Source organism: Desulfosarcina widdelii (assembly GCF_009688965.1).
GTDB classification, from domain to species: domain Bacteria; phylum Desulfobacterota; class Desulfobacteria; order Desulfobacterales; family Desulfosarcinaceae; genus Desulfosarcina; species Desulfosarcina widdelii.
In genome coordinates, this window is sequence record NZ_AP021875.1 from 1,363,810 (window position 1) to 1,388,220 (window position 24,411).

22 protein-coding genes are annotated in these 24,411 nt (G+C 55.6%); 10 read left to right on the top strand and 12 right to left on the bottom strand.

Annotation, left to right across the window (positions count from 1 at the left end; genetic code table 11):
• Positions 1 to 82 precede the first annotated feature (82 nt).
• From GN111_RS06375 to GN111_RS06395, 5 genes are all read right to left on the bottom strand, one after another.
• The gene (locus GN111_RS06375; protein ID WP_155302957.1) at positions 83 to 973 is read right to left on the bottom strand and encodes a CBS domain-containing protein; all 891 of its coding nucleotides are present in this window, start codon (positions 971 to 973) and stop codon (positions 83 to 85) included.
• Positions 974 to 996: 23 nt separating this feature from the next.
• Entirely contained in the window at positions 997 to 1,464 is a 468-nt protein-coding gene (locus GN111_RS06380; protein ID WP_155302958.1) for a CBS domain-containing protein, read from the bottom strand.
• A gap of 142 nt (positions 1,465 to 1,606) precedes the next feature.
• Positions 1,607 to 2,290 (bottom strand): Smr/MutS family protein, encoded by a 684-nt coding sequence (locus GN111_RS06385; RefSeq protein ID WP_170302163.1) that lies wholly within the window; start codon positions 2,288 to 2,290, stop codon positions 1,607 to 1,609.
• A gap of 45 nt (positions 2,291 to 2,335) precedes the next feature.
• On the bottom strand, positions 2,336 to 2,791 hold the full coding sequence (locus GN111_RS06390; RefSeq protein ID WP_155302960.1) for an NUDIX domain-containing protein: 456 nt from the start codon (positions 2,789 to 2,791) through the stop codon (positions 2,336 to 2,338).
• Position 2,792: 1 nt separating this feature from the next.
• On the bottom strand, positions 2,793 to 3,143 hold the full coding sequence (locus GN111_RS06395; protein WP_155302961.1) for a cupin domain-containing protein: 351 nt from the start codon (positions 3,141 to 3,143) through the stop codon (positions 2,793 to 2,795).
• A 278-nt stretch (positions 3,144 to 3,421) separates the two neighbouring features.
• Here GN111_RS06395 and GN111_RS06400 point away from each other — a divergent pair, with 278 nt between their 5' ends.
• Positions 3,422 to 5,362: a GNAT family N-acetyltransferase gene (locus GN111_RS06400; RefSeq protein WP_155302962.1), complete on the top strand. Its 1,941-nt coding sequence runs from the start codon at positions 3,422 to 3,424 to the stop codon at positions 5,360 to 5,362.
• 10 nt (positions 5,363 to 5,372) lie between these two features.
• On the opposite strand, the gene gtfA is transcribed toward GN111_RS06400, so the two are convergent.
• The 6 genes from gtfA to GN111_RS06425 all read right to left on the bottom strand — a co-directional run bounded on the left by gtfA (position 5,373) and on the right by GN111_RS06425 (position 10,728).
• The gene (gtfA, locus tag GN111_RS06405; protein ID WP_155302963.1) at positions 5,373 to 6,821 is read right to left on the bottom strand and encodes a sucrose phosphorylase; all 1,449 of its coding nucleotides are present in this window, start codon (positions 6,819 to 6,821) and stop codon (positions 5,373 to 5,375) included.
• Positions 6,822 to 6,824: 3 nt separating this feature from the next.
• On the bottom strand, positions 6,825 to 9,014 hold the full coding sequence (locus GN111_RS06410; RefSeq protein WP_155302964.1) for an HAD-IIB family hydrolase: 2,190 nt from the start codon (positions 9,012 to 9,014) through the stop codon (positions 6,825 to 6,827).
• Positions 9,004 to 9,909, bottom strand: a complete 906-nt coding sequence (locus GN111_RS06415) for a carbohydrate kinase family protein (RefSeq protein WP_155302965.1) — start codon at positions 9,907 to 9,909, stop codon at positions 9,004 to 9,006. Before GN111_RS06415 ends, GN111_RS06410 begins: the two co-directional genes overlap by 11 nt.
• Positions 9,906 to 10,031 carry a hypothetical protein gene (locus GN111_RS34140; RefSeq protein ID WP_269433816.1) on the bottom strand — a complete coding sequence of 42 codons (126 nt, stop codon included), beginning with the start codon at positions 10,029 to 10,031 and terminating at the stop codon, positions 9,906 to 9,908. Before GN111_RS34140 ends, GN111_RS06415 begins: the two co-directional genes overlap by 4 nt.
• Before the next feature lie 17 nt (positions 10,032 to 10,048).
• Entirely contained in the window at positions 10,049 to 10,381 is a 333-nt protein-coding gene (locus GN111_RS06420) for an inorganic pyrophosphatase Ppa (protein WP_155302966.1), read from the bottom strand.
• Positions 10,382 to 10,446: 65 nt separating this feature from the next.
• Positions 10,447 to 10,728, bottom strand: coding sequence for an acylphosphatase (locus tag GN111_RS06425; RefSeq protein ID WP_155302967.1), 282 nt, complete (start codon positions 10,726 to 10,728; stop codon positions 10,447 to 10,449).
• Between the two features lie 376 nt (positions 10,729 to 11,104).
• Here GN111_RS06425 and GN111_RS06430 point away from each other — a divergent pair, with 376 nt between their 5' ends.
• The 3 genes from GN111_RS06430 to GN111_RS06440 are packed head-to-tail and all read left to right on the top strand — an operon-like array spanning position 11,105 to position 14,868.
• Positions 11,105 to 12,355, top strand: coding sequence for an arginine deiminase (locus GN111_RS06430; RefSeq protein ID WP_197740504.1), 1,251 nt, complete (start codon positions 11,105 to 11,107; stop codon positions 12,353 to 12,355).
• Between the two features lie 45 nt (positions 12,356 to 12,400).
• The gene (locus GN111_RS06435; protein ID WP_155302968.1) at positions 12,401 to 14,293 is read left to right on the top strand and encodes a thiamine pyrophosphate-dependent enzyme; all 1,893 of its coding nucleotides are present in this window, start codon (positions 12,401 to 12,403) and stop codon (positions 14,291 to 14,293) included.
• The gene (locus GN111_RS06440; protein ID WP_155302969.1) at positions 14,290 to 14,868 is read left to right on the top strand and encodes a 2-oxoacid:acceptor oxidoreductase family protein; all 579 of its coding nucleotides are present in this window, start codon (positions 14,290 to 14,292) and stop codon (positions 14,866 to 14,868) included. Before GN111_RS06435 ends, GN111_RS06440 begins: the two co-directional genes overlap by 4 nt.
• 81 nt (positions 14,869 to 14,949) lie before the next feature.
• Here GN111_RS06440 and GN111_RS06445 read toward each other — a convergent pair whose 3' ends face one another.
• Entirely contained in the window at positions 14,950 to 16,326 is a 1,377-nt protein-coding gene (locus GN111_RS06445; protein ID WP_155302970.1) for an aspartate ammonia-lyase, read from the bottom strand.
• A gap of 226 nt (positions 16,327 to 16,552) precedes the next feature.
• On the opposite strand from GN111_RS06445, the gene GN111_RS06450 reads away from it, so the two are divergent.
• The 6 genes from GN111_RS06450 to GN111_RS06475 all read left to right on the top strand — a co-directional run bounded on the left by GN111_RS06450 (position 16,553) and on the right by GN111_RS06475 (position 24,404).
• Entirely contained in the window at positions 16,553 to 17,050 is a 498-nt protein-coding gene (locus GN111_RS06450; RefSeq protein ID WP_155302971.1) for an FKBP-type peptidyl-prolyl cis-trans isomerase, read from the top strand.
• Between the two features lie 342 nt (positions 17,051 to 17,392).
• Complete coding sequence (gene lysS, locus GN111_RS06455) at positions 17,393 to 18,892, top strand: lysine--tRNA ligase (RefSeq protein ID WP_155302972.1); 1,500 nt, start codon at positions 17,393 to 17,395, stop codon at positions 18,890 to 18,892.
• A 67-nt stretch (positions 18,893 to 18,959) separates the two neighbouring features.
• The gene (locus GN111_RS06460; RefSeq protein ID WP_155302973.1) at positions 18,960 to 20,198 is read left to right on the top strand and encodes a lipoprotein-releasing ABC transporter permease subunit; all 1,239 of its coding nucleotides are present in this window, start codon (positions 18,960 to 18,962) and stop codon (positions 20,196 to 20,198) included.
• Positions 20,191 to 20,928: an ABC transporter ATP-binding protein gene (locus GN111_RS06465; protein WP_155302974.1), complete on the top strand. Its 738-nt coding sequence runs from the start codon at positions 20,191 to 20,193 to the stop codon at positions 20,926 to 20,928. The genes GN111_RS06460 and GN111_RS06465 overlap by 8 nt, the downstream gene beginning before the upstream one ends.
• Positions 20,929 to 21,076: 148 nt before the next feature.
• Entirely contained in the window at positions 21,077 to 23,728 is a 2,652-nt protein-coding gene (gene bamA / locus GN111_RS06470) for an outer membrane protein assembly factor BamA (RefSeq protein ID WP_155302975.1), read from the top strand.
• A 139-nt stretch (positions 23,729 to 23,867) separates the two neighbouring features.
• Positions 23,868 to 24,404, top strand: a complete 537-nt coding sequence (locus GN111_RS06475) for an OmpH/Skp family outer membrane protein (protein ID WP_170302165.1) — start codon at positions 23,868 to 23,870, stop codon at positions 24,402 to 24,404.
• The last annotated feature ends 7 nt before the right edge of the window (positions 24,405 to 24,411 follow it).

Here is a 24,411-nt window from a genome sequence, read left to right on the forward strand (position 1 = left end):
CCCGTTGACGCGCGGTACTCCAAGAGAACCCCGTTTCTTACACCATCGACCCACTGAGCTCAACCGGTTTTTGGCATATCGATCATGTGACCATTCGGCTGGAAACGCAGGCCCGGCAGGTGCCGGACCGATGATTGGCGGCATCGGAGAGGGAAAGCACACCGATGATGCGCTGGGGATCCGCGTCGTGCACGAAAATGCGGCTCATGTCTCCTAAAAGCATGATCGTCATGGCCTGATTGACGGAAGCCGTTTGATCGCAGGAGACCACCGGCCGGCTCATGACCGAAGCGGCGTCGGCATCCGGGGCAACGCCATGGCGCCAGGCCACAATCAGGTCGGTTTTGGAAATGACGCCGGCGGGATGGCCCGTTCCTTCCGTCACCAGAACCGCGCTCATCCGGTGACTTGTAAGGGCCTCGATTACGGCAAATAAGGTGTCGTCCCTACGACTGTCGATCACTCGGGGCGTCATCACCTCCGCCACGGTGGATTCGGCCGGTGCTGGGACATCCAAAAGATCCGCGGGTTGATGTGACCGGCTTTTGCGGCACTTGCGGCAAATCTGAAATACCAGTCCAAGGATGTCGCCATAATTGAGCATGCCCTCGTAGCGGTCGGCATGGGCTCCGACCACAAAAAGCTGATGAATGCCGCTGCTTCGCATGCTGTCTAACGCATGGTCCAGCCCATCGTCCGAAAAACAGGTCTGCAGCGGAGCGACCATGATTGCTTCCAGCGGCGTATCCACGGGCAGGTCGGCATAATAGGCGCCGACCATATCGGTTTTGGCCACAATCCCGGTCGGTGCCCCTTCGCCGTCCGTAACCAGTAGGGCATCGGCTTTGTATTTGATCATCCGCCCAACGCCGGTGGCAATGGATGCCGTCCCCTCCAAAGAAACGATCTGACGCCGCATGGCCTCTTTGACCCGCATACCGCTCAGTACACTTCGGGTTGTGGCGGTGGTCATGAGCCTGTCCTTTCCATTGGCGGTCAGTCGACCAGGTAACGCTGCAGCAGGTGGTAAAACAGGTCGGAAATGTAAACGATGCCGACAACCTGCCCATCACTGACCACGGGAAGCCGTCGGACATGGCGCTTGATCATGATGTCCACAATGGTCATCAGATGGGTACGCGGTTCGATGGTCAGCACATCCGGGGTCATCAGATCGCCCACTTGAATCGATTTGACCCGGCCCAGCAGATCGCCGAATGCCCGGGCCTGATCGGTTTCGGTCAATTCCTGCCATACATTGGCATGGCGCGGCTGGACGAAAAGCAGGATATCGTACATGGAGAGCATGCCCACCAGTTTATCGGCATCGTCGGTGACCATCAGACCGAAAACCTTCTTGCCCTGCTGTTGGCTGGCCTCCTTGAAACGCTTGACCGCTTCGGCGATGGTATTGTCCGGTTTCAAGGTCGTAAAGCTTGTGGCCATTACATCGCTGGCAAGCATGGTCGAAACTCCTTTGGGAATTTTACCGTGGTGTTCTTTCCATCGCCGAATGTAAACGCCACGGCCGTGACACCTTCGGCCTGAATGACTGCAGGTCTGGCGGCGGAAAGTTCGAAATGCAGCGTTTCGGTGGGCCCACCGTTTATGATCGCCGGCCCGATCTGGGGGTTCGCCTCAAAAGCACCACGGTGGCGCCCGTCCCTCCGTCGCAAGGCCTGGCGCTGGTGAAGGCGATGACCCAGCGCTTCCACTCCCCCCGGGTCAGCCAATCGAACACCCGGCGTTTGATTACCGGAGGTCCCGGGCTGCAGCGCCCCCGGCCGTGGACCACCAGCACCGTACGCTTTCCGGCAGCGATGACCCGGCGCATGAATTCGTTGAAGTCGTCCCGGGCTGCGGAAACGTTCAGGCCGTGCAGATCCACATGGGCTTCGATAGAGAAATGCCCGCCGTGAATGCGCCGAAACAGTTCCGGCGGCATCCATTCCGGCCCGCCTTCCACATATTCGGCGGTGTGCCGAACCACGAACCCCTCGCCGGTTTCCACCAGCCGCCTGAGCTTTTCCATGGCTTCGGCATCGGGGTCTTCGCAGTCCTGTCGACCGGCGGAATACCGCCGCTGAAACAGCTCGGCCTCTTTCCTGACGGCCAGGGGAACCACGTCGGCCATGGCATTTTTGAACAACCGGTACTCTTCTGCGGGCGTAAGGGGTCTGGCTGGCAGTTCCGGCAGGCTGACCTCGGGCAGTTGGATCTTTTCACGGGCCAGAAGGTCGCCCAGGGAGGCAAAGGGTCGGTTTCCGATGGATAAGCGACGGTGTGCCATGGTCTCTCCAGCGGATGTTGCCATTTGTTCGGCGGGTTGTTCAGCCTATGTTAACCCCAACGTTGCAAAATGGCGTTGAAAGATTCGTTTGCGATCCACACCGCTTTTGTACTGAAAGTAGTCCGCCAGAATGGCGGCATGGTCGAAAACCAGCGGTTCGGGCAAAGATTCCGGGCCGAAAACGCCGGCGGCTTTGGCATCGTCCGCGGCAACGGGCTGTCCTTCGGCCGTTGCCAGAAATACCGTGGTCAGGGTGTGGTGCCTGGGGTCCCGATCCGGCCGACTGTACACATAGAGCAGATCCGTCAGATGGACGTCAAGGCTGGTCTCCTCGCTGGCCTCCCTGACGGCGCAGGTTTCGACGGATTCGCCGTAATCCACGAAACCACCGGGTATGGCCCAGCCAAACGGTGGATTGCGGCGTTCGATCAATACGATGCCGCCTTCGACTTCGATGATGATGTCGACGGTGGGCAGCGGGTTGCGGTAAGGACCGGTCATGTCACAGCTCCGGAGCTCCCGATGGAATCAGGCAGACGAAGGTCAGCTTCTCTTCCCCGACATTTCTGATCTGATGCTCCACGTTGCCGGGAATGAAGGCCACACTGCCGTTTGCCACCGGTAGCCAGTGGTCTCCCTGCCACACTTCGCCCCTGCCGGCATGAAAAAAGATCTCGTGCTCCCAGTCGTGTTGATGTCTGGGGCTATGCCCGCCTTTGTCCAATTCAAACACGCGCATGCAAAAATTGCCGGCACCGTCATCCTTGCCGATGACCACCCTGCCGGACACCCCTTTGGCCAATTCATTGTCGAAGCGGGTTTCCGGCACGGTGTTGTATTCGATTACTTTCATGGTGAATTTCCTTTCATGGATAGCGCACAATCAATCTTAGAAAATTAGGCGCCTGCCCGATGGCTGTCAACCGTTTTGTCTGTGCCCTCCACAAGACCATTGCTGGGTTCCCCCAAGACAGCCGGTTTGAAAAACCGCGGACAGGGTCAACTGTCCGCTTGACTATCCTGTGAATTTACGGTGGAATGGCGCCGTTTTGCTTAACCCGATGCCCCGCGGCAATGAATCGCCTGCGATGCATCGAACGGGAAATGGATAATAACGATACCGAGGAAAATATGGATTTAGAAACAGCCTGTCCGGATAAACTGGTGGACGCCGAAGCCGCCGTATCCAAAATTAAAAACGGCTGCCGGGTGTTCATCGGCACCGGATGCGGTGAACCCCAGCATCTGATTCGAACCATGGTGGAAGACCTGAACATGCAGGACATCATGGTCTATCAGATGCTGTCTTCAACCTTTGCCCGCTACGTGGACGATCCCCGATTCCTGCGTCGCTTCTCGCTCAAACTCTTTTTCATCAGCAGTACCATGCGAAAAGCGGCTTTCGAGGGCAAAATCGACTATATCCCCACCTACCTGTCCCAGATTCCCCGATATTTCGCCAACAGGCGAATCGGCCTTGATGTGGCCCTGATCCAGGTGAGCCCGCCGGATCGTTTCGGCTACTGCAGTTTGGGCGTTTCCGTGGACATAACCCGGGCAGGCATGCAGAACGCCAAGCTGGTGATCGCCCAGGTCAACCCCCGCATGCCCCGAACCGGCGGCGACAGTTACGTGCACATCGACGACATCAATTATTTCGTAAAATACGAAGAACCCCTGGTCGAAGCCCTGCCTAGCATCAAGAACAAAGAGACCGCCAGCCGGATCGGGTTTTACGTCAACCAGCTGGTGGACGACGGCGCCACCCTGCAGATCGGTTTCGGCCATCTGCCCTATGCCATTTTGCAGACCCTGACCAACAAAAACGACCTTGGCATCCACACACAGCTGATCACCGACGGTTTTCTGCCCCTGTTCGAAAATAAAGTCATCAACAACAAGAAAAAAACCCTGCTGCCCGGACGAACCGTGGCCTCTTTGGCCATGGGATCGGAAAAGCTGTACCGGTATCTGGACAAAAACCCTATCTTCTATTTCCGGTCGTCGGAGTTCGTCAACGATCCCACGGTGATCGCCCGGAACGACAACCTGATCTCCATCAGTTCGGCCCTGGAGGTAGACCTGACCGGCCAGGTGTGCAGCGACTCCATGGGGCACCTGTTTTACAGCGGCATCGGCGACCAAGTCGATTTTCTGCGCGGCAGTGCCATGTCCAAGGGAGGATTTTCCGTCATCGCCCTGCCCTCCACGGCCCAGAACGGCACGGTATCGAGAATCGTTCCCCATCTGAGCGAAGGCGCCGGCGTGGCCACCACCCGCGGCGACGTCAACTTTGTCGTCACCGAATACGGGATCGCCGAACTTTCCGGTAAAAGCATCTACCAGCGCGTGATGGAGCTGGCCCAGATCGCCCACCCCAAGTTCAGGGAGGAACTCATCGATGTAGCCAAGAGCCGCCACTACATCTTCGCCGACCAGCTGCCGCCGTCCCAGGACGACCTGATTTTCATCGAAGGCTATAAAAACAGCATGACCCTGAGAGACGGCAAGACCGTGGAATTCCGCCCGCTGCTGCCGTCGGACGAGTTCGCCTACCGCAATTTTTTTTACTCCCTTCGAGAAGAGACCATTTACTTCCGGTTCTTTTACAAAATGAAGCTGTTTTCCCACGAGGTCGTCCAAAAGCAGTGGGCCAGCGTGGACTATCGCAAGAACATGTCCATGATCGGCCAGGTGCGTATCGGCGGCCACCAGGAACTCGTGGCCATCGGATCCTATGCTGAGGAAAGCGACACCTGCGCGGAGGTGGCCTTCGTCGTCCGTGAAGACTTTCAGGGAAGGGGCATCGCATCTTTCCTGCTGGCGGATCTGGAGCGCATCGCTAAAGAAAACCACTTCACCTCGTTTTCGGCTTCCGTGCTGCGGGAGAATACTGCCATGATTCACGTCTTTAAAAAGCGCTACCCCAATGCCAAAACCAGCGTCAGCGGCGGCAGTGACGTGAATATCCACATGGACTTCAGCGATGCCGTGGAGTATGACCCCACAAAATCCTCAAACCCGGACGATGCGGATGCCTGCGTCTGTCAGGAGCCCGCTAAGGATTCATAAAAAAGAGAACTCAAACACTGAATTCGGTCATTACCCCCGCCTTCTCATCGTAATGGGAGATCCGGGTAACATAGGTCCGCAAATCGATGTGTAGAATCGCCCGATAGGAATCCTGGCGCCAGGAAAGTCGGATCTCGTCGTCGGGCGCATCTTCGATGGCAAATTGTCCGTCGAAGGCCGGGTAGTTGCTCCGAAACTCCATGAGCCTCAGCAGACGCCCGACCACCGGTTTTTGCATTTCACTGCGGATCTCGTCGAGCGTGTAGTTGTGCCGGTTGATGTCGCGGCCATTTTTGGTCAGCTGTACCAAATCGATGTCATTTTCACCGGCCAGCAGTCCTACATAGTACACCTGAGGAATCCCCGGAGTAAAAAATTGAATGGCCCGGGCCGCGATATAGGCGTCTTCGTTGCACTCCAAAGCAGAGAAATAAGTACAGTTGACCTGGTAGACATCCAAATTCTCATATTCGGGTCCGGAAAAAATTTTGCGGGTGTTGGCGCCCTTTTCGTCCAGACCCTCCAGAGTCCGCTGGAGTTCTTCGGGCGTCAGCAAATCCGCAACGTCCACCACCCCGATGCCGTCGTGGGTATCCAGGGTGGTGACCTGTTTGCGGGGGCAGATGGCCAGCCATTGCCTCAGGGAACGGCTGGTATGATGATACAGGGTGTGCAGGACCAGCATGGGCAAAGAGAAATCGTAGGTCCAGTATCCATGATCGGATATTTTGCGATGGTAACTGTAGTGCTCGTGAACTTCGGGAAGGATCTCCACGTCGAAGGGGGAGACATAGTCCTGCAGCCATTCCAGAAGCTCCCACACCTGGGGTTCCAGGAAAAAACAGTTGGTCCCCAGCTTTATGGTGGAATACGCAAAGGCGTCCATGCGAATCATCTTAGCCGGCGTTCTTGACAGATTGATCAGGTAGCGCCGCATCACCTCGCGCGTTTTGGGGGAGTCCCAGTCCAGATCGATCTGCTCGTAGTCGAAGGTGCACCAGACCTTTTCTTTGGAACCGTCGGCCCGCTGGATGACCGTGTAGGGCGGCCTGGGTTTACGGGTGTACACCCGGGCCAGGTCTTCCTCGCTGATTTCGCCGTCGGGACTGAGCTTGTTGAAGCTTAAAAACATGTCGGCATATTCCGATTCCGCCCCCTTTTCGAAATAATCCTGGAAATAGTCTGACATCCGGGAGATGTGGTTGACCATAAAGTCGATAATGAGATCGAACTCCCTGCCGATGAGATTGACGTCGCGCCAGGTGCCGAAGGCCGGATCGACTGCATCGTAGGTCAGGGGTGCAAATCCCCGGTCGGCGGAAGAAGGATAAAACGGCAGCAGGTGAATGCCCCCGATGGCGTTGCTCAGATATCGCCGCAGCACATAGTGCAGTTCGACAAGGTCTTTGCCCAGGCTGTCGGGATAGACAATCAGTTGGATTTGATTTTTAAGGGACATGGCTCATTCTCCAAGGCTTTCATCGATAAACCGGTAGTGTTTCAGGCCCTCGATGATCCCGCCTGCACAGGGTTTGTCGGCAAAATACACGTTCCGGCTACCCTTTAGTACGCCCAGTTCATGGCTGTAATTGCTCACCACAACGGCTCTGGGCTCACCGCGCAACATCTCTTCGTCGTTGCCCGAATCGCCGCAGACCAGGAAATTTCTCAAGGGAATTTCCCAACGGTAGCTCAGGTAGCGGATGGCTTTGCCCTTGGATGCCCGGAACGGCAGGATATCCAGGTAGCGGTCGTGGCTGTAGATCAGGTTATAGCGGCAGCGCTGCCCTAAAAGTCGGTCGTGGACGGCGGCCAGACGGTCCTTGCCCGGATCCATGTAGTAGCTGACCTTGAACCGCTTTTGATTCTCCTCTTCCTGGAATTCCAGAAAATCGATGTCGTCCAGCAGTTCGATAACTTTCTCCCGATTCCAGCGGTTGGCAATATGACTGGCCCATCCGGGATTGGGTTTGGTTTTGTCGCCGTAAAACAGCGCGCTACCCACCGAGCAGATGATCACGTCAGGCTGGGGAACGCCATATTTTTTTAAAATCGCCCGTGTCGAATCGGAGGTTCGGCCCGTCGCCACCCCGAAGCCGATCCGTTCACGGTACTTTGTTAAAAGCTCGATCAGCGCATCCAAGTGAGTATTGTCGTCGCCGATCAGCGTATTGTCGATATCGGTAATCAAAAAGCGATCCAGGTGGAGCAGCCGTTTTCCCAGGGCATCGGTGGGTTTGGCCGTTTTCAGATCAGTTTTTTTGCCTTCGCCGATCAGCTTATGGATCGTTTCGGCATAGGTGCCGGCGTGGCTCTGCCAAGTGTAATGCTTGCGCACGTTCATGATGCCGTTTTTCGAATAGCGGTCCCACAGCGCCCGGTCGGCGATGATTTTCCGCAGGGCGCCGCTGATCCGGGACAAATCGCGGACATCCACGAGAATACCGTTTTCGCAGTTGCGAACGATATCGTTGGGCCCTCCATCGTTGGTTGCAACGATGGGTACGCCGCTGGCCGAGGCCTCGAGCAGGGTCAGGCCGAACGGTTCGGTCAGCGCCGGATTGATGAAGACGCCGCCTTTTTCGGCGGCAATTCGATACAGGGCCGGCACTTCGTATTCGAAGTCGTGCTTTTTGGGAATGGCCATTTTACCGTACAGATCGTATTTGTCCATGTCCAGGAGCATCTGGGTGAGAACTTCTTTCTCGTTTTCCGCCATGGCGTCGATGTCTTTTCGCAATCCGGCAAATATGGCCAGATTGGCCATGCTTTGAAGCTCCAGATCCCTGCCGTAGGCTTCCACCAGTCCATCGATGTTCTTGCGTTTGTCCGGTCGGCTAAGCGCCAGAATCAGGGGCTTTTCCGGATTCATGAAAAACCGGTTCAGCTCCTTGAGCATGGAGGCTCGAGCATAGCGGCTCATCTCCGAGCGCTCGGTATCGTCCTCCGTGTCGTGGTAGTATGGGTAGAAGGTATCGATATCGATGCCGGGCGGAATCACCTGATATTCAGGAACATCCTTGTTGTGATACAGGCCGTACTGTTCGTCGATCTCGTGCCGGGTACTGGTGACGACCCGATCCGCCCGGACCAGGATCTGCTCTTCGGCGTCAATGCGCTGATCGATCTTGAAGCGGCGAATCATTTCGGTCTCACTCATCCCCTGGTCCGACAGGCGGGCTTTTTTGGCCCGGCCGAGGGAGTGTCCGGTGTAAACGAAGGGAAGGCCCAGGATGTCGGCCAGCTGCATGGCCACGTAACCGGCATCGGGATAGTGGCCGTGGACGATATCCGGGATCGCACCATTGCGCTTGATAAACTTGATGGTCTTGTCCACATACTCTTCCAGATGCGGCCAGAGCCGTTCCTTGCGAAGGTATTTGCGTCCGCCGCACTGGATGCGCACGATGCGAAACTTGTCGTTGACCGCTTCGATGGGGGCGCTGTAATCCGACGAAACCCGCTTGTCGGCAATCAAACGGGTGAACAGGTCCACGCGCCCGATATCTTCCCGCTGGCTGAGATGCTCTGCCAGTTCCATGACATATTTGACCTGGCCGCCGGTATCGGCATCCCGGCCCATTTCCAGGTTGTTGGACCGGATCAGGCCATGCAGGCTGAAAAGCTGGACATACGGTCGCTTAGCTGCCATCTCGTTTTCCCTCCATTACTACTTTCAACTCATTGTAAAATTCTGCATCGTCGGGAACGGCACCGGGGATCGAGCAGATGCGGGATGCGAACCGCGATGCCAGATCGACGGTCTTCTCCCAGGGCAGGCTGCGAAGATAACCGGCCGCCAGAACCGCGGCAAAGCCGTCGCCGGCACCGACTGTATCGATGACGGTTTCGGCCGCCTGGGCCGGGGCTTCCACCCGGCCGCCGTCGAAACGCAATCGGCTGCCGCGGCTGCCGCGGGTCAGGGCCACGGCCCGGATATCGAAGGTTTCCATCAGCCAGGACAGGGGGGCATCCCCAGCCTCTTGGTTTTTATAATCCCCCTGAATTACAGCCAATTCGTCCTCGTTGAGCTTCAGGATGTCGGCATGGCCAAGGGATTGGGACAACGCTTCGAAATTGACGTGGGGGGGACGCATGTTGATATCGCAGAAAGCGGCAACCCCTTTGCCTCTTTTCGCAAGCAGGTTTTGGACCTCACGGCGTCCGAACTCGCTGCGCTGGACCAGGCTTCCGAAATAGATCATTTCCGCGTCCTCGGCTGCAGCAGCCCGGCAAGCGTCAAGGTCGAGGTGGTCCCAGGCCACATTTTCACAGATATCGAAATGGGGCACCCCGCTTTCATCGAGCAGCACGTTGACGGTTCCCGTGGGGTGAACGGGGTCGATCTGGACATCGTCAAGGTCGAAACCGGTCGATCGCAGCCGATCGAGAATGCGCTTTGCATGGCGATCTTTACCCACACGGGTGAAAAACCGCACCGGGAATCCCATTTTCTTGAGATGATAGGCAAAGTTGAAAGGCGCACCGCCGATGCGCTCATAATGCGGAAAGATATCGATTAAAATTTCTCCGATAACAACGATCACAACTCCTCGCTTTCCCAGTTGATCTTCAATCCCAGTTGATCTTCAATTGTCACGGGACCGGTAGTTTGAAGGATCGCCCGCCCGGCGATCAATGACGGGCCGAAAAGGAGGCGAAAACGCAAGCGGCCCGATCCTGATCCTAAAGGGAAGATACCTGAAAAGGCGTACACTGAATGGCCAGGCTGCCCTTTTTTACCCAGACGCGTGCCATGGAAACCGTCTCACCTTCCATGTTGACGACATTGGCCAGTTTCTCGACGTGGGTAATGTCATTTCGGCCGAATTCCAGATAAGGGCTTTTGTCATTGTATGGATCCGGAATGAGAATGATCTGATCCGGATTCAAAGGATGCTTTCTCGGAGCGCCGGTATAGGCAACGTGGGTTTTCGAAAGAGACCGGGCATCCTTGGGGGCCTTGTATTTCTCAATTTCAAGGGGAACGGCTTTTTGAAGCGACATGATCGCGGTCATGTTTTCCTCCAATCGTACACTCTCGATAGTGTTCATCCAGAAATAGATAAATTTCTGGATGGATACTAGAACCGGACCTCGAAGGTATCCAACGAACCCTGATAATTCTCCCAACGGACATCCACCCTGTCCACCCTGGAAAGGGGAGACCCGCTTTTGCACCAATCGATCAGGGCCATCACATTTTTTTTGGCACCTTCCACATCGGCCTCCACGGTGCCGTCGCGTTTGTTTCTAACCCAGCCGGTCACCCCCAGGCGCAGGGCCGCTCGCTGGGTTTCCGCTCTGAAATAGACACCCTGGACCTTTCCGGAAATAATCAAGTGCGCCTTTGCATTGTCTTCCATTGCCTTTCTCCTGCACATCTATTTTTTTCAGGTTTTCAGGCCACGCCATCAAACCAGAATCAGTTGGGATTTCGCATGTCCATCTGTAGCGTACTGATTTTTAAGGATACGTTTCGAAAAGGGGGATGTCAACCCGACCCATTTGAATCGCCATAGGACCATTTTGGAACTCCCTGTCCCGGACGGTTGGCCCTGAAAATTCTTAGCACTTTCATGGAACGCCGATTTCCAATTTTCGGTTTTTCTGGTAAATATTGATATTCGAAGCGTTTGTCGAATCTGCCCCAGCGAAACATCGTGAAACCGACGACGGAACCCAAGATAGCTGCCGATAGGGCTCCTCATCTCAACCATTATGCCAATGGACCAATGCGCCATGAAGATCAATATCGAATCGGAAATCGGAACGCTCGAGGGAGTGATCCTGCACACACCCGGAGCGGAAGTGGAAAACATGACGCCCAAAAACGCGGAACGGGCCTTGTACAGCGACATCCTCAACCTCTCCATCGCCCAGAAAGAGTATAACCAGCTTTGTTGCCTGCTCGACAAGGTAACGACGACATTTCAGGTGCGGGAGCTGCTGGAATCCGTGCTGGCGCTGCCCAAAGCCAGGGCTGCCCTGATATCGAAAATCTGCGAGACGGAAGCGTGCCCGGACCTGTACGACGAACTGCTGGCCCTGCCGGAAGCTCCACTTGCCCGGCATCTCATCGAGGGTGTGCTGCTGACCCGCGACAACCTGACCCGTTTTCTTTCCGAAGAGCGCTTTGCCCTGCCTCCGCTGCATAATTTTTTCTTCACGCGGGATGCGGCCATGGCCATCATGAACGAAATTCTCATCGGCCGCATGGCCAAACCGGTCCGATCCCGTGAATCCATTATTATGCAAGCCATTTTCAACCACTGCCCGCAACTCACGGTGAAGACTGTAACCCCCCTCGAAGCAAAGCGCTTCGAACCGCTGGCCACCATCGAAGGTGGCGATGTGCTCGTCGCCCGAAAAGACATTGCGGTGATTGGCAACGGCAGCCGCACATCTTCCCAGGGAATCGACTTCGTCATCGAAATGCTCAAACTTAAAAAGGACCGTGAGCGGCACATTCTGGTCCAGGAGCTGCCCCACCGTCCCGAATCCTTTATCCACCTGGATATGGTGTTTACTTTCCTGGGCAAAAGCCACTGCATGGTCTTTGAACCGCTGATGCTTAAACCCAGCAAATACCAGACGATTCATATCTGTATCGAAAACGGTCGAGTGACCCGCATTGTGGAGGAAAAAAGCCTCATTCATGCTTTACGCGCCCTGAAAATGGAGGTGACGCCAGTTTGCTGCGGCGGAAAAGATTCCTGGGACCAGGAGCGGGAGCAATGGCATTCCGGGGCAAACTTTTTTGCCCTGGCGCCGGATAAAGTGGTGGGCTACGCCCGCAATGTTCACACCATGGAAGCACTGAACCATCAGGGTTTTGAGATCATTGGGGCCGAAGAGATCATTTCCGGCCGCCGTGACCTGGCAGATATCGATCGCTGTGCCATTGCCCTGGACGGCTCGGAACTGCCCCGCGGCGGAGGCGGCGCCCGCTGCATGACTCTGCCCATCCGCCGTCAGCGGGTGGACGGGTGAATTCAGTGTGAGGTCTTTGCATCCCTGCCGTAAAGGAGACATGCCATGAAAAAAATGGGAGAAATGCTGCTCAGGCGGAAGGCGTTTTCAGAAATTGTCATGGGCAACACCGCCCTGGTCCGGGCCATGGTAGAGGCCGGCACTCGCGTGGTCAGCTCCTATCCGGGATCGCCGACGCCGGAAATTGCAGCGGCCATTCAATCCATTCCCAAAGCTGACCGGCCCTTTTACTTCGAATTTTCGACCAATGAAAAAGTGGCCACGGAACTGGCCTACGGGGCAGCCGTCAACGGTCATCTCTCTACGGTATTTTTCAAAAGCGTGGGACTCAATGTCGCCGCGGACACCTTCGTTCAGCTAGGTTTGATGAACATTATCGGCGGCATGGTGGTGGTGCTCGGTGACGATCCGGGCGCCAATTCATCCCAGAACGAACAGGACAACCGACATTATGCGCAGATGAGCTACATGCCGGTTCTCGAGCCGGCCGATCCTGGCGAGGTGTACCGGTTCTACCTGGAGGCAGCCCGATTGTCCCTGCGGCACGGCATGCCGGTGATCCTGCGGCTCACCACCCACGTGTGCCATGCCAAAGAGAAGGTTGCATTCAAAAAATGGCAGCCCGCCAAGCCTGACAATTCGCCCCGCTTCGATCCGGCCAACGGACCATATATTCCCCTCACGACCCTGGCCATCGAGAAAAAGCGCATCGCACTGGCGCGTCTGGAAGTCGTTCGCGGACATGCAGAGCGGACAGAATTGAACCGGACCGTCGATCACGGCAACCCTCAACGGGGTGTCATTGCCATGGGGCTGCCGTTTCTTTCTCTGATGGAAATATTGGAGGACACGCCAACGCCCCCCGACATCCTCAAACCGGCCTTCGTTCACCCCCTGCCCAAAGATCGGATCGCCCGTTTTCTATCCAGCCATAAAGAGGTTAAAATTCTCGAAGAACTGGACGACGTGCTGGAAACCCAAATCAAGGCCCTGGCCTTCGAGCGGAAGCTTTCGGTGACCATCGTCGGGAAAACCCAATCGGAGGACTGGATCGGCGAGTACACTCCGGAAAAGGTCCATCAGGTGCTTTACTCCTGCTGGCCTGACCTGTTTGAAGGGCCGCCGTCCGCACAGGCCGTCGACCCGGCGCCTGCCCGGCCGGCCCAGATGTGCCCGGGATGCGGCCATCGCAGCGCCTTTTACGCCATCAAGCAGGCTCTGGCGCCAACGGACATTACCGTTGCAGACATCGGATGCCACACCCTGGGATTCATGCCGCCGTACGAAATGGGGCAATTGCTCATGTGCATGGGCGCATCGACGGCCATGGGCAGCGGATTACGCCTGTTCAATACCCGTCGCAAGGTGGTGGCCTTTATGGGGGATTCGACCTTTTTTCACGCCGCATTGCCCGGAGTCGTCAACGCCGTGTTCAATGCCCACCCCATCACCCTGATTCTCATGGAAAACGGGACAACCGCCATGACCGGTCACCAGGATCACGCCGCCAGCGGGCGCAATTTCAATGAAGTCACCGACAAAATTCCCGTCCGGCAGGTGCTGGAGGGTCTCGGGGTCAAACATATCTTCGAGGTGGATACTTATCAGCAGGCCAGGCTGAAGGACCTGGTCATCCAGGCAACAGCCATGGACGAATTCAGCGTGGTCATCGCACGCCATCCCTGCATGCTCAAATTCACCCGCGAACAACGCAGGAAATCCGGTTACCGGCAACAGCAGGTGCAAATCGATCAGGATCACTGCGAGCACGTGCACGCCTGCATCGAACGGTTCGGCTGCCCCACTTTCTCACGGGATGCAAAAGGTGGAGTCAGCATCAATACCGACCTTTGCATCGGTGACGGTTCCTGCATTCAGACATGTCCGACCCGTGCCATCCTCCCGGCCGGTGGAAAGAAAAAAAGAGGTGCCGCATGAAAGCCTTCAACATCTATCTGACCGGCGTGGGGGGTCAGGGCATCGGCCTGATCAGCGAAATCGTCCTGCGGGCGGTGGATCATTCCGGCCAACGGGTTAAAAGCGTGGATACCCACGGTTTGGCCCAACGCGGCGGTATCGTCGTTTCCCAGATCCGCCTGGGAGATTTGGTTCACTCCCCTCTCATTCCGGCAGGCCGTGCGGATCTTGCGATTTCCCTCGAGCGCCACGAAGCTTTGCGGGCCGCGGCAACGGCGTTGCGGGAGGGCGGCTGCCTGGTTTATTACGATACCGTCTGGCAGCCACTTACCGTGCGCCTCGGCGACGCCGCAGCGGTTACTATCCGGGACATCGACCATCTTTGCCGGAAACAAGGCATCCGGGTGATCCCCGTATTCCATCCGGACCTGCCGGACATCCGCATGCAGAACATGGTTGTATTGGGCGCCATCGCCGGCAACGGCCTGATCCCCGGTGTCGGGTTGGACCATTACCGGTCGGCCATGGGGGATCTTATGTCGGGAACCATGCTGGAGCGAAACCGGGCACTGTTCGATCAGAGAGCAGGCAAATAGTTCTTAGCTCAAAGCTCAAGGCAAGAAAATGGGCCTGGATTTTATATCAATCAAAAACGAAAGTTTTCTGAAGCAAGTACGCTATAGGTTGGGTTCGAACGCTTTGGATAACAGCCGTTCCAGTTCCGGCTCGGACATCAGCTTCTTTTCCAGCACCAGGGTTTTCAAATTTTTGCCGCTGGCCAGCCCCTCTTTGACCAGCACGGCCACCCGGTCGTAGCCGACGGCCGGATTGAGAAGGGTCGCCAGACCGGCACTGTTTTCGAAGTTGTTGCGGCAGCGCTGTTCGTCCGCCTGGATGCCGAGGACACATTTTTTCTCCAGCATCCGGCTGGTCCGGATCAGGATATTGAAGGCCTTGACCAGGTTGGCCCCGATGAGCGGCAGATGGGTGTTGAGTTCGAGCTGGCCCAGCCCGCAGGCCATGGCAATGGCGGCATCGCAGCCGACCACCTGGACACAGGCCATGTTGGCCGCCTCGCAGATGCTGGGGTTGATCTTGCCCGGCATGATCGACGAGCCCGGCTCCACCGCCGGCAGTCGGATTTCCCCCAGGCCGGTATTGGGCCCCGAAGCCATCAGGCGCAGGTCATTGGTAATCTTCAGCAGATCCAGGGCCAGCAAACGCAGCGCAGCCGAAACCTGCCCCATGTCCGACATGAACTGAGTGATCTCGATTCCGTTTTCGGCAACCGTGAACGAAAAACCGGTGGCATCGTTCAGGCTCCGGACGATGGTTTCCCGGAAGGACGGCTTGGTATTGATTCCGGTCCCCACGGCATTGCCGCCCACACCGATCTCCCGCAGATTCTCTGCCGCCATGGCTATCCGGCACCCGGCTTTTTGCATTGCCCGGGCATAGGCGCCGAACTCCTGGCCCAGGGTGACGGGCACGGCATCCTGCAGATGGGTGCGACCGCTTTTGGCAACATTGGCAAATTCTTCCGCTTTCTTTTCGAATGCGGCCACCAGCGGCTCCAGCGCCCCTTGCAGTCCCCGGTGAAGCTGCAGGCAGGCCAGCCGAATGGCCGAGGGAAAGACATTGTTGGTGGACTGCCCCTTGTTGACATGATCGTTGGGATGAACCGTGGTTCGATCCCCGGGCTTTCCCCCCAGTTCAACGGCTGCCAAATTCGCGATGACCTCGTTGACGTTCATATGGGATGAGGTGCCGGAGCCGGATTGAAAGATATCGATGGGAAACTGATCGTCGTGCCTGCCGGCCAGGATTTGCTCGCAAGCCCGGTGAATCGCCTGGCAGCGGTCTTTGTCCAGCAGTCCGAGCCGTTCGTTGGCCGCAGCGCAGGCAGCTTTCAGCCGAACGATGGCGTGGACGATCTCCAGCGGCAACGTTTCACCGGCGGCATCGAAGTTATCCAGAGAACGGGACGTATGAATTCCATACCAGGCCTCCTCGGGAATCTCTATTGGACCCATGCTGTCTTTTTCGATGCGCATCGTTCGCCTCCCGGGCAAAAATTTGGATGCCATTCATATAGAACAAAAAAGTGCCACTTGGCCATCTTCAAACTACGGCAAGTCTTGCAATAGTCAAGGATAATGCAGCCGGTTTCGTCCCGCAAATGGCGCGGATCCGAAGCGAAGCATGGGAATCATGCCTTGACTTTAGTGGATTCATCGTCATGTTGTCCTGAACGTATTCATTTTAAACAAGGAGTCTATAATGGAAAAAGTTGAAAGCGGACTGTTCGTAAGCGTCGAATACACGGGAACGCTGGACAACGGCGAGGTGTTCGATTCCAGCAAGGGGCGCCAGCCCCTGGAAGTCCAGATGGGCGCCGGAAACCTGATTCCCGGGTTCGAATCGGCCCTTATGGGCATGGCGATCAACGAGACGAAGACCTTCACCCTTCCTCCGGAAGAAGCATACGGCCAGAGGGACGAAAGCCGGATGCACGAGTTCCCCAAATCCGAAATCCCGCAAGGTGTGACACCCGAGGTGGGACAGACCCTGATGCTGAGCACGCCCCAGGGACAGCAGATTCCGGCCCGGGTGGACAGCATCAACGACGAGAAAATCGTCTTCGACCTCAACCATCCCCTGGCCGGCCAGGCCCTGACCTTCGATATCGAAGTTGTCGGCATTAACGCAACAGCTACCCAGCAACCGGCAAGCTGCGGCTCGGACTGTGCCGGCTGCGGCGAGACCGGCTGCTGCTGAATACACCATCGCCCCAACGATCCCCTGTTTTTGGCAGGGGATCGCCATTTCCATTTCTGTACGCGAAAAAACGGCTGCCGCCTGCCCCAGAACCGAGTCGGAACAACCATCGCACCGGTGATGGACAATTCCTTTAATTGCGGTTGCCCGTTTACCGGCAACGCCCCGACCGCCGCGGGTTACCGCCTGGTAATGCCGGTTCACGCGCCTTGACACCATCTACCAAATAAGATAGCAGAAGTAGTTTACGATTTTCCGGCCGCAGGTCTGGCAGGGGCTTGTCTCGCCTGGGCAGCGGCAGGGTGACCGACACAAACGAGATGCAAACAATGTGGAGCTTCCATGGATAACGCGAAGGACCTGCTGAGCAAGCGCAAAGAAAAGGCCGACGGCCTGAAGGCGGACGGAATCAATCTGTTCCCCAACGGATTTGCCATCGACCATACGATAGGAGAAATCGCAGAGCATATTCAAACCCTGCCGGAGGACCTGCACGAAGATGCCACTTTCTTTACCGTGGCAGGTCGGATGATGGCCATCAACCGCTTCGGAAAGTCCGCTTTCATCCGGTTCAAAGACCGTACCGGCCTCATGCAGGCCTATATCCGCAAGGACAAAGTGGGCGATGCGGCCTATGCGCTGTTCAAACGCCTGGATGTGGGCGATTTCGTAAAAATATCCGGTGGTCTCTTTCGGACCAAAACCGGCGAGTGGACCCTGCTGGCCGAAGCCGTCGATCTGGTGTGCAAGTCCACCCGGCCGCTGCCCGAAAAATTCCATGGCCTCAAAGATCCGGAGAAACGGTACCGGCAGCGCTACATCGATTTGATCATGAATCCGGATGTTCAGGAGATTTTCATCAAACGAAGCCGGATCATCCAATCCATGCGCTCTTTTTTTCTCTCCCGGGATTTTCTCGAGGTGGAAACGCCAATGATGCAGCCCATTCCCGGCGGCGCCGAGGCGACGCCCTTTGTCACCCACCACAATGCGCTGGACATGGACCTTTTTTTGCGCATTGCCCCGGAGCTTTACTTAAAGCGCCTGGTGGTGGGGGGCTTGGAGCGGGTATTTGAAATCAATCGCAACTTCAGGAACGAAGGCGTCTCCACCCGGCACAACCCGGAATTTACCATGGTGGAATTCTACCAGGCCTACGCCACCTATGAAGACCTGATGGATATGACCGAACGGATGTTCGCCCACATCGCTGAAGAAGTGAACGGCAGCACCAGCATCACCTATCAGGGCGACCGGGTCGAACTGGGAGGGAAATGGCAGCGCATATCCTTGTTCGACGCACTCGAAACAATCGGCGGTGTCGATCCGTCTCTGCTGACCGATAAGGACCGCCTGCTTGAATTTGCTGCAGCGCAGGGAATTACGGTCACCAAAACCGGCCGCCTGGCCAAAATCATCACCAAGCTGTTCGACATTCTGGTGGAACCCAAATTGATTCAGCCGACGTTCATCACAGGATACCCGGCCGAAGTTTCACCGCTTTCCAGAAGAAGCGACACGCATCCGGATCTGACCGAAAGGTTCGAACTGTTCATCGCCGGTCGTGAAATCGCCAACGGATTTTCGGAGCTTAACGATCCCGAGGACCAGCGAAGAAGATTTGTGCAGCAGGTGGAGGACCGTGAGGCCGGGGACGAAGAAGCCCACTGCATGGACGACGATTACATCGAAGCCCTGGAATACGGAATGCCGCCAACCGCCGGCCAGGGAATCGGAATCGACCGTCTGGTCATGCTGCTGACGGACGCTGCGTCCATTCGCGAAGTCATCCTGTTTCCTCACATGAAGCCCAAGGGGTCAATTTCCAAGACTGACAATTAATCCGTCCAATGAGGCCAGGCAAGAGCCGTAAAAGTAAAAAACAATCTCCGCCACTATTGGAACCGCCATGTCGTTTGTGACATTCGTATCCGGGCGATACTTAAGGACCCGCCAGAAGCGGGCCTTCATTTCGCTGATCACCGCCCTTTCCGTCGCCGGGGTTGCGGTGGGGGTAATGGCGCTGATCGTGGTCATTGCCGTCATGGCCGGGTTCGAAGCCGATCTCAAATCGCGCATCATGGGTATTCGCCCGCACTTGGTGATCACCCAAAAAGAAGACGCCCTGACCGATTATGACCGAATCGTTGAAAAGGTGGCCGGCATCCGGGGGATCGAAAGCACCTCGGCGTATATCTCTACCCAGGTGGTCCTTCGTACCGCCAACCGGGCAGCGGGAGCGCTGCTGAAAGGCATTGTCCCCACAAGGGGAAAAGCCGGGATTCCCGGCGTCGATACCGGCAGTCTGATGGCGCCGAATTCCGCGGCAAAAAATACGCACGCAGGCGCTCGTATCACTCCGGGCATCATATTGGGCAAGCAGCTGGCCGCCAGCCTGGGCGTAATTCGCGGTGACAGCATCCACATGATTACACCAAGGGGCATGCTTTCTCCGGCCGGCCACATTCCTGCCATGGTCAAATACAAAGTTGTCGATCTGTTCGAATCCGGTATGTACGAATTCGACGGGGCGCTGTCTTTCGTAACCTTGAACCAGGCCCAGAAGATGCTGCGCATGCCCGCATCGGTTACCGGCATCGAAATCCGGCTGGCGAATCTCGATCAAACCGACAGGTTCCAGAAAAAGATTCAGCAGATAGTGGGCAGCAATTATAAAGTGGAGAACTGGAAACAGATCAACCGCAATCTGTTTTCGGCCCTGCGACTGGAAAAAACCGTCATGTTCATCATCCTCGCGCTGATCGTTCTGGTGGCCGCATTCAATATTGCCGGTTCGCTGGTCATGATGGTTATGGAAAAACGCAGAGACATCGCCATTTTGAAAACCATGGGGGCGACAGCCAAATCCATTGGTCGGATTTTTGTTGTCAAAGGCGTAACGATCGGGCTTGCCGGAACGACGCTGGGGACATCGGCGGGGTTGATCCTGTGCACCCTGCTGGAACGCTACGAATTCATTCATCTGCCCGCGGATGTCTACTACATCACCAGTTTACCGGTTAACCTGAAAACAACGGACGTTTTTATGATCGCGTTTTGTGCGATATTGATCTGTTTTGCCGCGACCCTGTATCCGGCCCGCCAGGCCGCGGCCATTGACCCTGTGGAGGCCATCCGCCATGGCTGATCGAGAAAATCAGGTCCCGGCGACGACGCCCCGGGGGCCGAACGAAACCGCTGGGCCGTTGATTCAAGCCTCGGGGATCAACAAGACTTACAACCACAGAAAGTCCCCCATCGTGGTGCTGGACCGTTTGGCTTTCGCACTGGGATTCGGGGAAACCCTGGGAATCGTGGGGGCGTCGGGAATCGGCAAATCCACCCTGCTTCACATCCTGGGGACCCTGGACCGGCCGGATGCCGGGGAATTGAACTATTCGGGAACCGATGTACTGCGCTTGGACGACGCCCAATTGGCGCGCTTTCGCAATAAAACCATCGGGTTCGTGTTCCAATTCCACCACCTGCTGCCCGAATTCTCGGCCCTTGAAAACACCATGATGCCGGCTTTGGTCGGAGGGATGGATAAAAAATCGGCCCGAGAAAAAGCGGAATCGATTCTGGTCCGTGTCGGCCTTGAAGAAAGATTAAGCCATCGACCGAACGAACTTTCCGGAGGCGAACAACAGCGTGTCGCCCTGGCCCGGGCGCTGGTTCAAAGACCGGCCATTCTTCTCGCCGACGAACCCACGGGGAATCTGGATCGCCGCAACAGCGATATCATTCATACCCTTTTGATGGAACTGAACCAGGAAATGGGCATGGCGCTCGTTGTGGTTACCCACAATATGGAACTGGCGGCCCTTGTATCGCGCCGGGTCACCATCGTCAACGGCGCCCTGCAGGAATTTCGTTGACCGTTGCAAACAATATTTTCTCAAAGCCGTCATTAATGCGAAAAACAAAGAGGAGCGGATTGAAAACCGTCCAAGGATTGGCCCCAATGGCTGTAGATGCTGAAATGAAACCATTGATGAAGAGACCGATACGCTTAAAGGGGGTTCGATGTTGAGGCGATGTTTGTTCGTGCTGTTCTTTTCCCTATATCTTCTGGCCGGGTCCGTCGCCGCGGAGGAAACGGTCCATGTTCTGGTGCTGCCATTTGAAATAAACGCCAGCCAGGATCTATCTTACCTGAGGCGGGATATCCCCAAAGCGATCCAAGAATATCTGCAACCGGAAGGTGCTGTCTTTGTCCCCCTGGATCAGGGCACCTCCGACACGGCAGCGGAAAAAATCTCGGATATCCAGGCCATCCGGAAAATGGGCCTTTCGGCGGGGGCCGATAGCGTGATCTGGGGGAGTATGACACGCATCGGCAACAACATCAGCCTGGACATCAATATGGTGGAATCGATGGGCAGCGCCCCTGCTGTATCCGTTTTCGAGGCCGGCACCGGTATGGAAAACCTGCTCACGGTCGTCAAAAAATCGACCGAGAAACTGGCCCGAAACCTGTTTCGGAGGGAACTCATTACCGAGATTCAAGTCTCCGGGAACAAACGCATCGAAGCCGATGCCATCCAACGGGTGATCCGGGTGAAGCCCGGCGATGTGCTGCGTGCCGGCGACATCTCCAGAGACATGAAAAATATCTACAAAATGGGCTATTTCGAAGACATCCGGGTTGAATCCCAGGATAGCGACGGCGGAAAGATCATTGTCTTTCACGTTGCGGAAAAGCCCACCATCAGACGAATCTCGTTCAGCGGCAACCGCGTCTTCAAAGATGAAAAGCTGCGCGAAAATTTAAGCATCAGTACGGGCTCCATTCTCAACATCTTTACGGTCAAGTCAAATATTGACCAGCTCGAACTCATGTATAAGGAGAAAAACTATCACAATATAAAAATCGAATATACCGTCCATGATCGCGACAACAATCAGGCGGACATCGAATTTACCATCGATGAAGGCGAGAAAATCAAAATCAAGAAGATCACCTTTCAGGGCAATAAGACCTTTTCCGACAAAGAACTCAAGAAACTGCTCAGTACGTCGGAAAAGGGGTTTTTCTCATGGCTCACGTCCTCCGGAGAATTGAACCGGGAAGATTTGAGCCAGGACGCCGCCCGCCTGATGGGTTACTACAATATTAATGGATTCATCCATGCCAAGGTGGCCGATCCCGTGGTCGAGTTCGAAGAACAATGGATCTACATCACCTTCAAGATCGAGGAGGGAGAACGCTATAAGGTCGGTACCATCGACATGGACGGAGATCTCCTCGTCCCCAAAGACAAATTGATGCCCGGTTTGAATATTGCCAGGGAGCCTTTTTTCAATCGGGAAGCGGTCCGCAAGGACATCCTGTGGCTGACCGATTTGCATGCCAATGCCGGTTTTGCCAACGCCGATGTTTCCCCGAGGACCCAAGAGGACCCGGTGAACCATCTGGTCGATATTACCTACTCGGTGACAAAGGGAGAAAAGGTCTATTTCGAAGCCATCGAAATCTCGGGAAACGTCCGTACCCGCGACAAAGTCATCCGGCGGGAACTGCGTATTCACGAACGAGAAGTCTACAGCAGCAGCCGCCTTAAAAGAAGTGTGCGCAATCTTCACCGTCTGGACTTTTTTGAAGATGTAAAGGTGGATACGGTCGAGGGCAGCGCTAAAGACAAAATGAACGTCAAGGTGGATGTGGTTGAAAAGGCCACGGGAACCTTCACCTTCGGCGCAGGGTACAGCACAGTGGACGATTTTTTCGTGACCGGTTCCGTTTCCCAGAGAAACTTGTTCGGCCGTGGGCAGATCATTAAATTGGGAGGCCAGGTCGGGGGATCTTCCGATCTGTACAACCTGAGTTTCACCGAGCCGTGGCTGTTCGACATTCCACTGTCCGGCACCGCCAATCTCTACCGCAGCAAACGGGAATACGACACTTACGACAGAACCAGCATGGGAGGCGGCATCGGTTTCAGTTATCCCATATGGGATTTCACCCGCGTCTCTTTGTCGTACCGGTATGACATCACTGACATTTCGGAAGTGACGGACGACGCGTCGGACAATGTGAAAGATCTTGAAGGCGAGAACGCCACCAGTTCGATCACCACGGGATTGAGCTACGATTCGAGGGACCGGGCCTTCAACACCACGCAAGGCCAGGATCACAGTCTTCGGTACACTTATGCAGGGTTGGGGGGCGATCACGGTTTTCAGAAGGTCGTCGGCGAGCTGGGGTGGTACATCCCGGTTTACAAAGGCCTGGTAACGTTTTTCCATGGTGAATCGGGTTGGGTGGAGCAGCTCCCCGGATACACCTTGCCGGATTATGAAAAATTCTATCTGGGCGGCATGAACTCCGTCCGCGGTTTCGAATTCCAGGACATCCACATCAAAGGCATCAACAGCGACGGTGAGGAAACCGAGGAAGGCGGCGAAACCTATGTTCAATTCAACTTCGAATTGAGCTATCCCTTGTTCAAGGATCTGGGTATCGTAGGAGTGATCTTTTACGACACGGGCAATGTGTACGGTCCGGACGATACCATCGACCTGGGAAATCTCCGTCAGGCGGCCGGATACGGCATTCGATGGTATTCCCCCATCGGACCGATTCGCATCGAAGGCGGCCACATCTTGGATCCTATCGAAGAAAACGGCGAGGATTCGGGTGTCAACTGGGAATTTTCGATGGGAGGCGCTTTCTAAAGGCCAAAGCGTTGGCTGTTGCCGCCGGATCTCAGCGAAAAAGAACCGATGGCGGCCATACGATCAACCATTTGATTAAAACAGCGGTTTAATGATACACAAAAACAAACAACTACGGATGATGAGGAAAGGGGAACTTATGCAATTGCGCAACCAATGGCTCATCCTGACAATGCTGACTGTCTTTTTGACTGCCGGATCGGCGCTGGGTGCCGATGTCGCTAAAATCGGCGTGGTGGAGTTTCAGCGCCTGTTCGAAAATTCGGATGCCGGAAAAGAAATCAAGGCTGAAATCACCGAAAAAGGTAAAAAGATGGAGGCCGAATTAAAGGAGAAAGGCGCCGAAATCGAGGAACTGAAAAAACGTCTGGAACGTGAAGCCCTCGTGATGAGCAAGGAAATGCGGGAAGAAAAAGAACGGGAATTCAGAATTAAGGTCAACGATATCAAGACGTTGCAGAAAAAATACGAGGCCGAACTGCAGGGAATACAGAAAAGACTGATGAAAGACCTTCAGGAGGAAACGCTGGAAGTCATCGACGAAATCGGTAAATCAGGAGGCTATTTGATGATCATGGACAAGCGGGGCGTTCTTTACTCGCCGAGCACCATTGACATCACCGACGAAGTCATTAAAAAATTCAACCAGCGATACGCCAAAAAAGAAAAGAAATAAGGCAGGT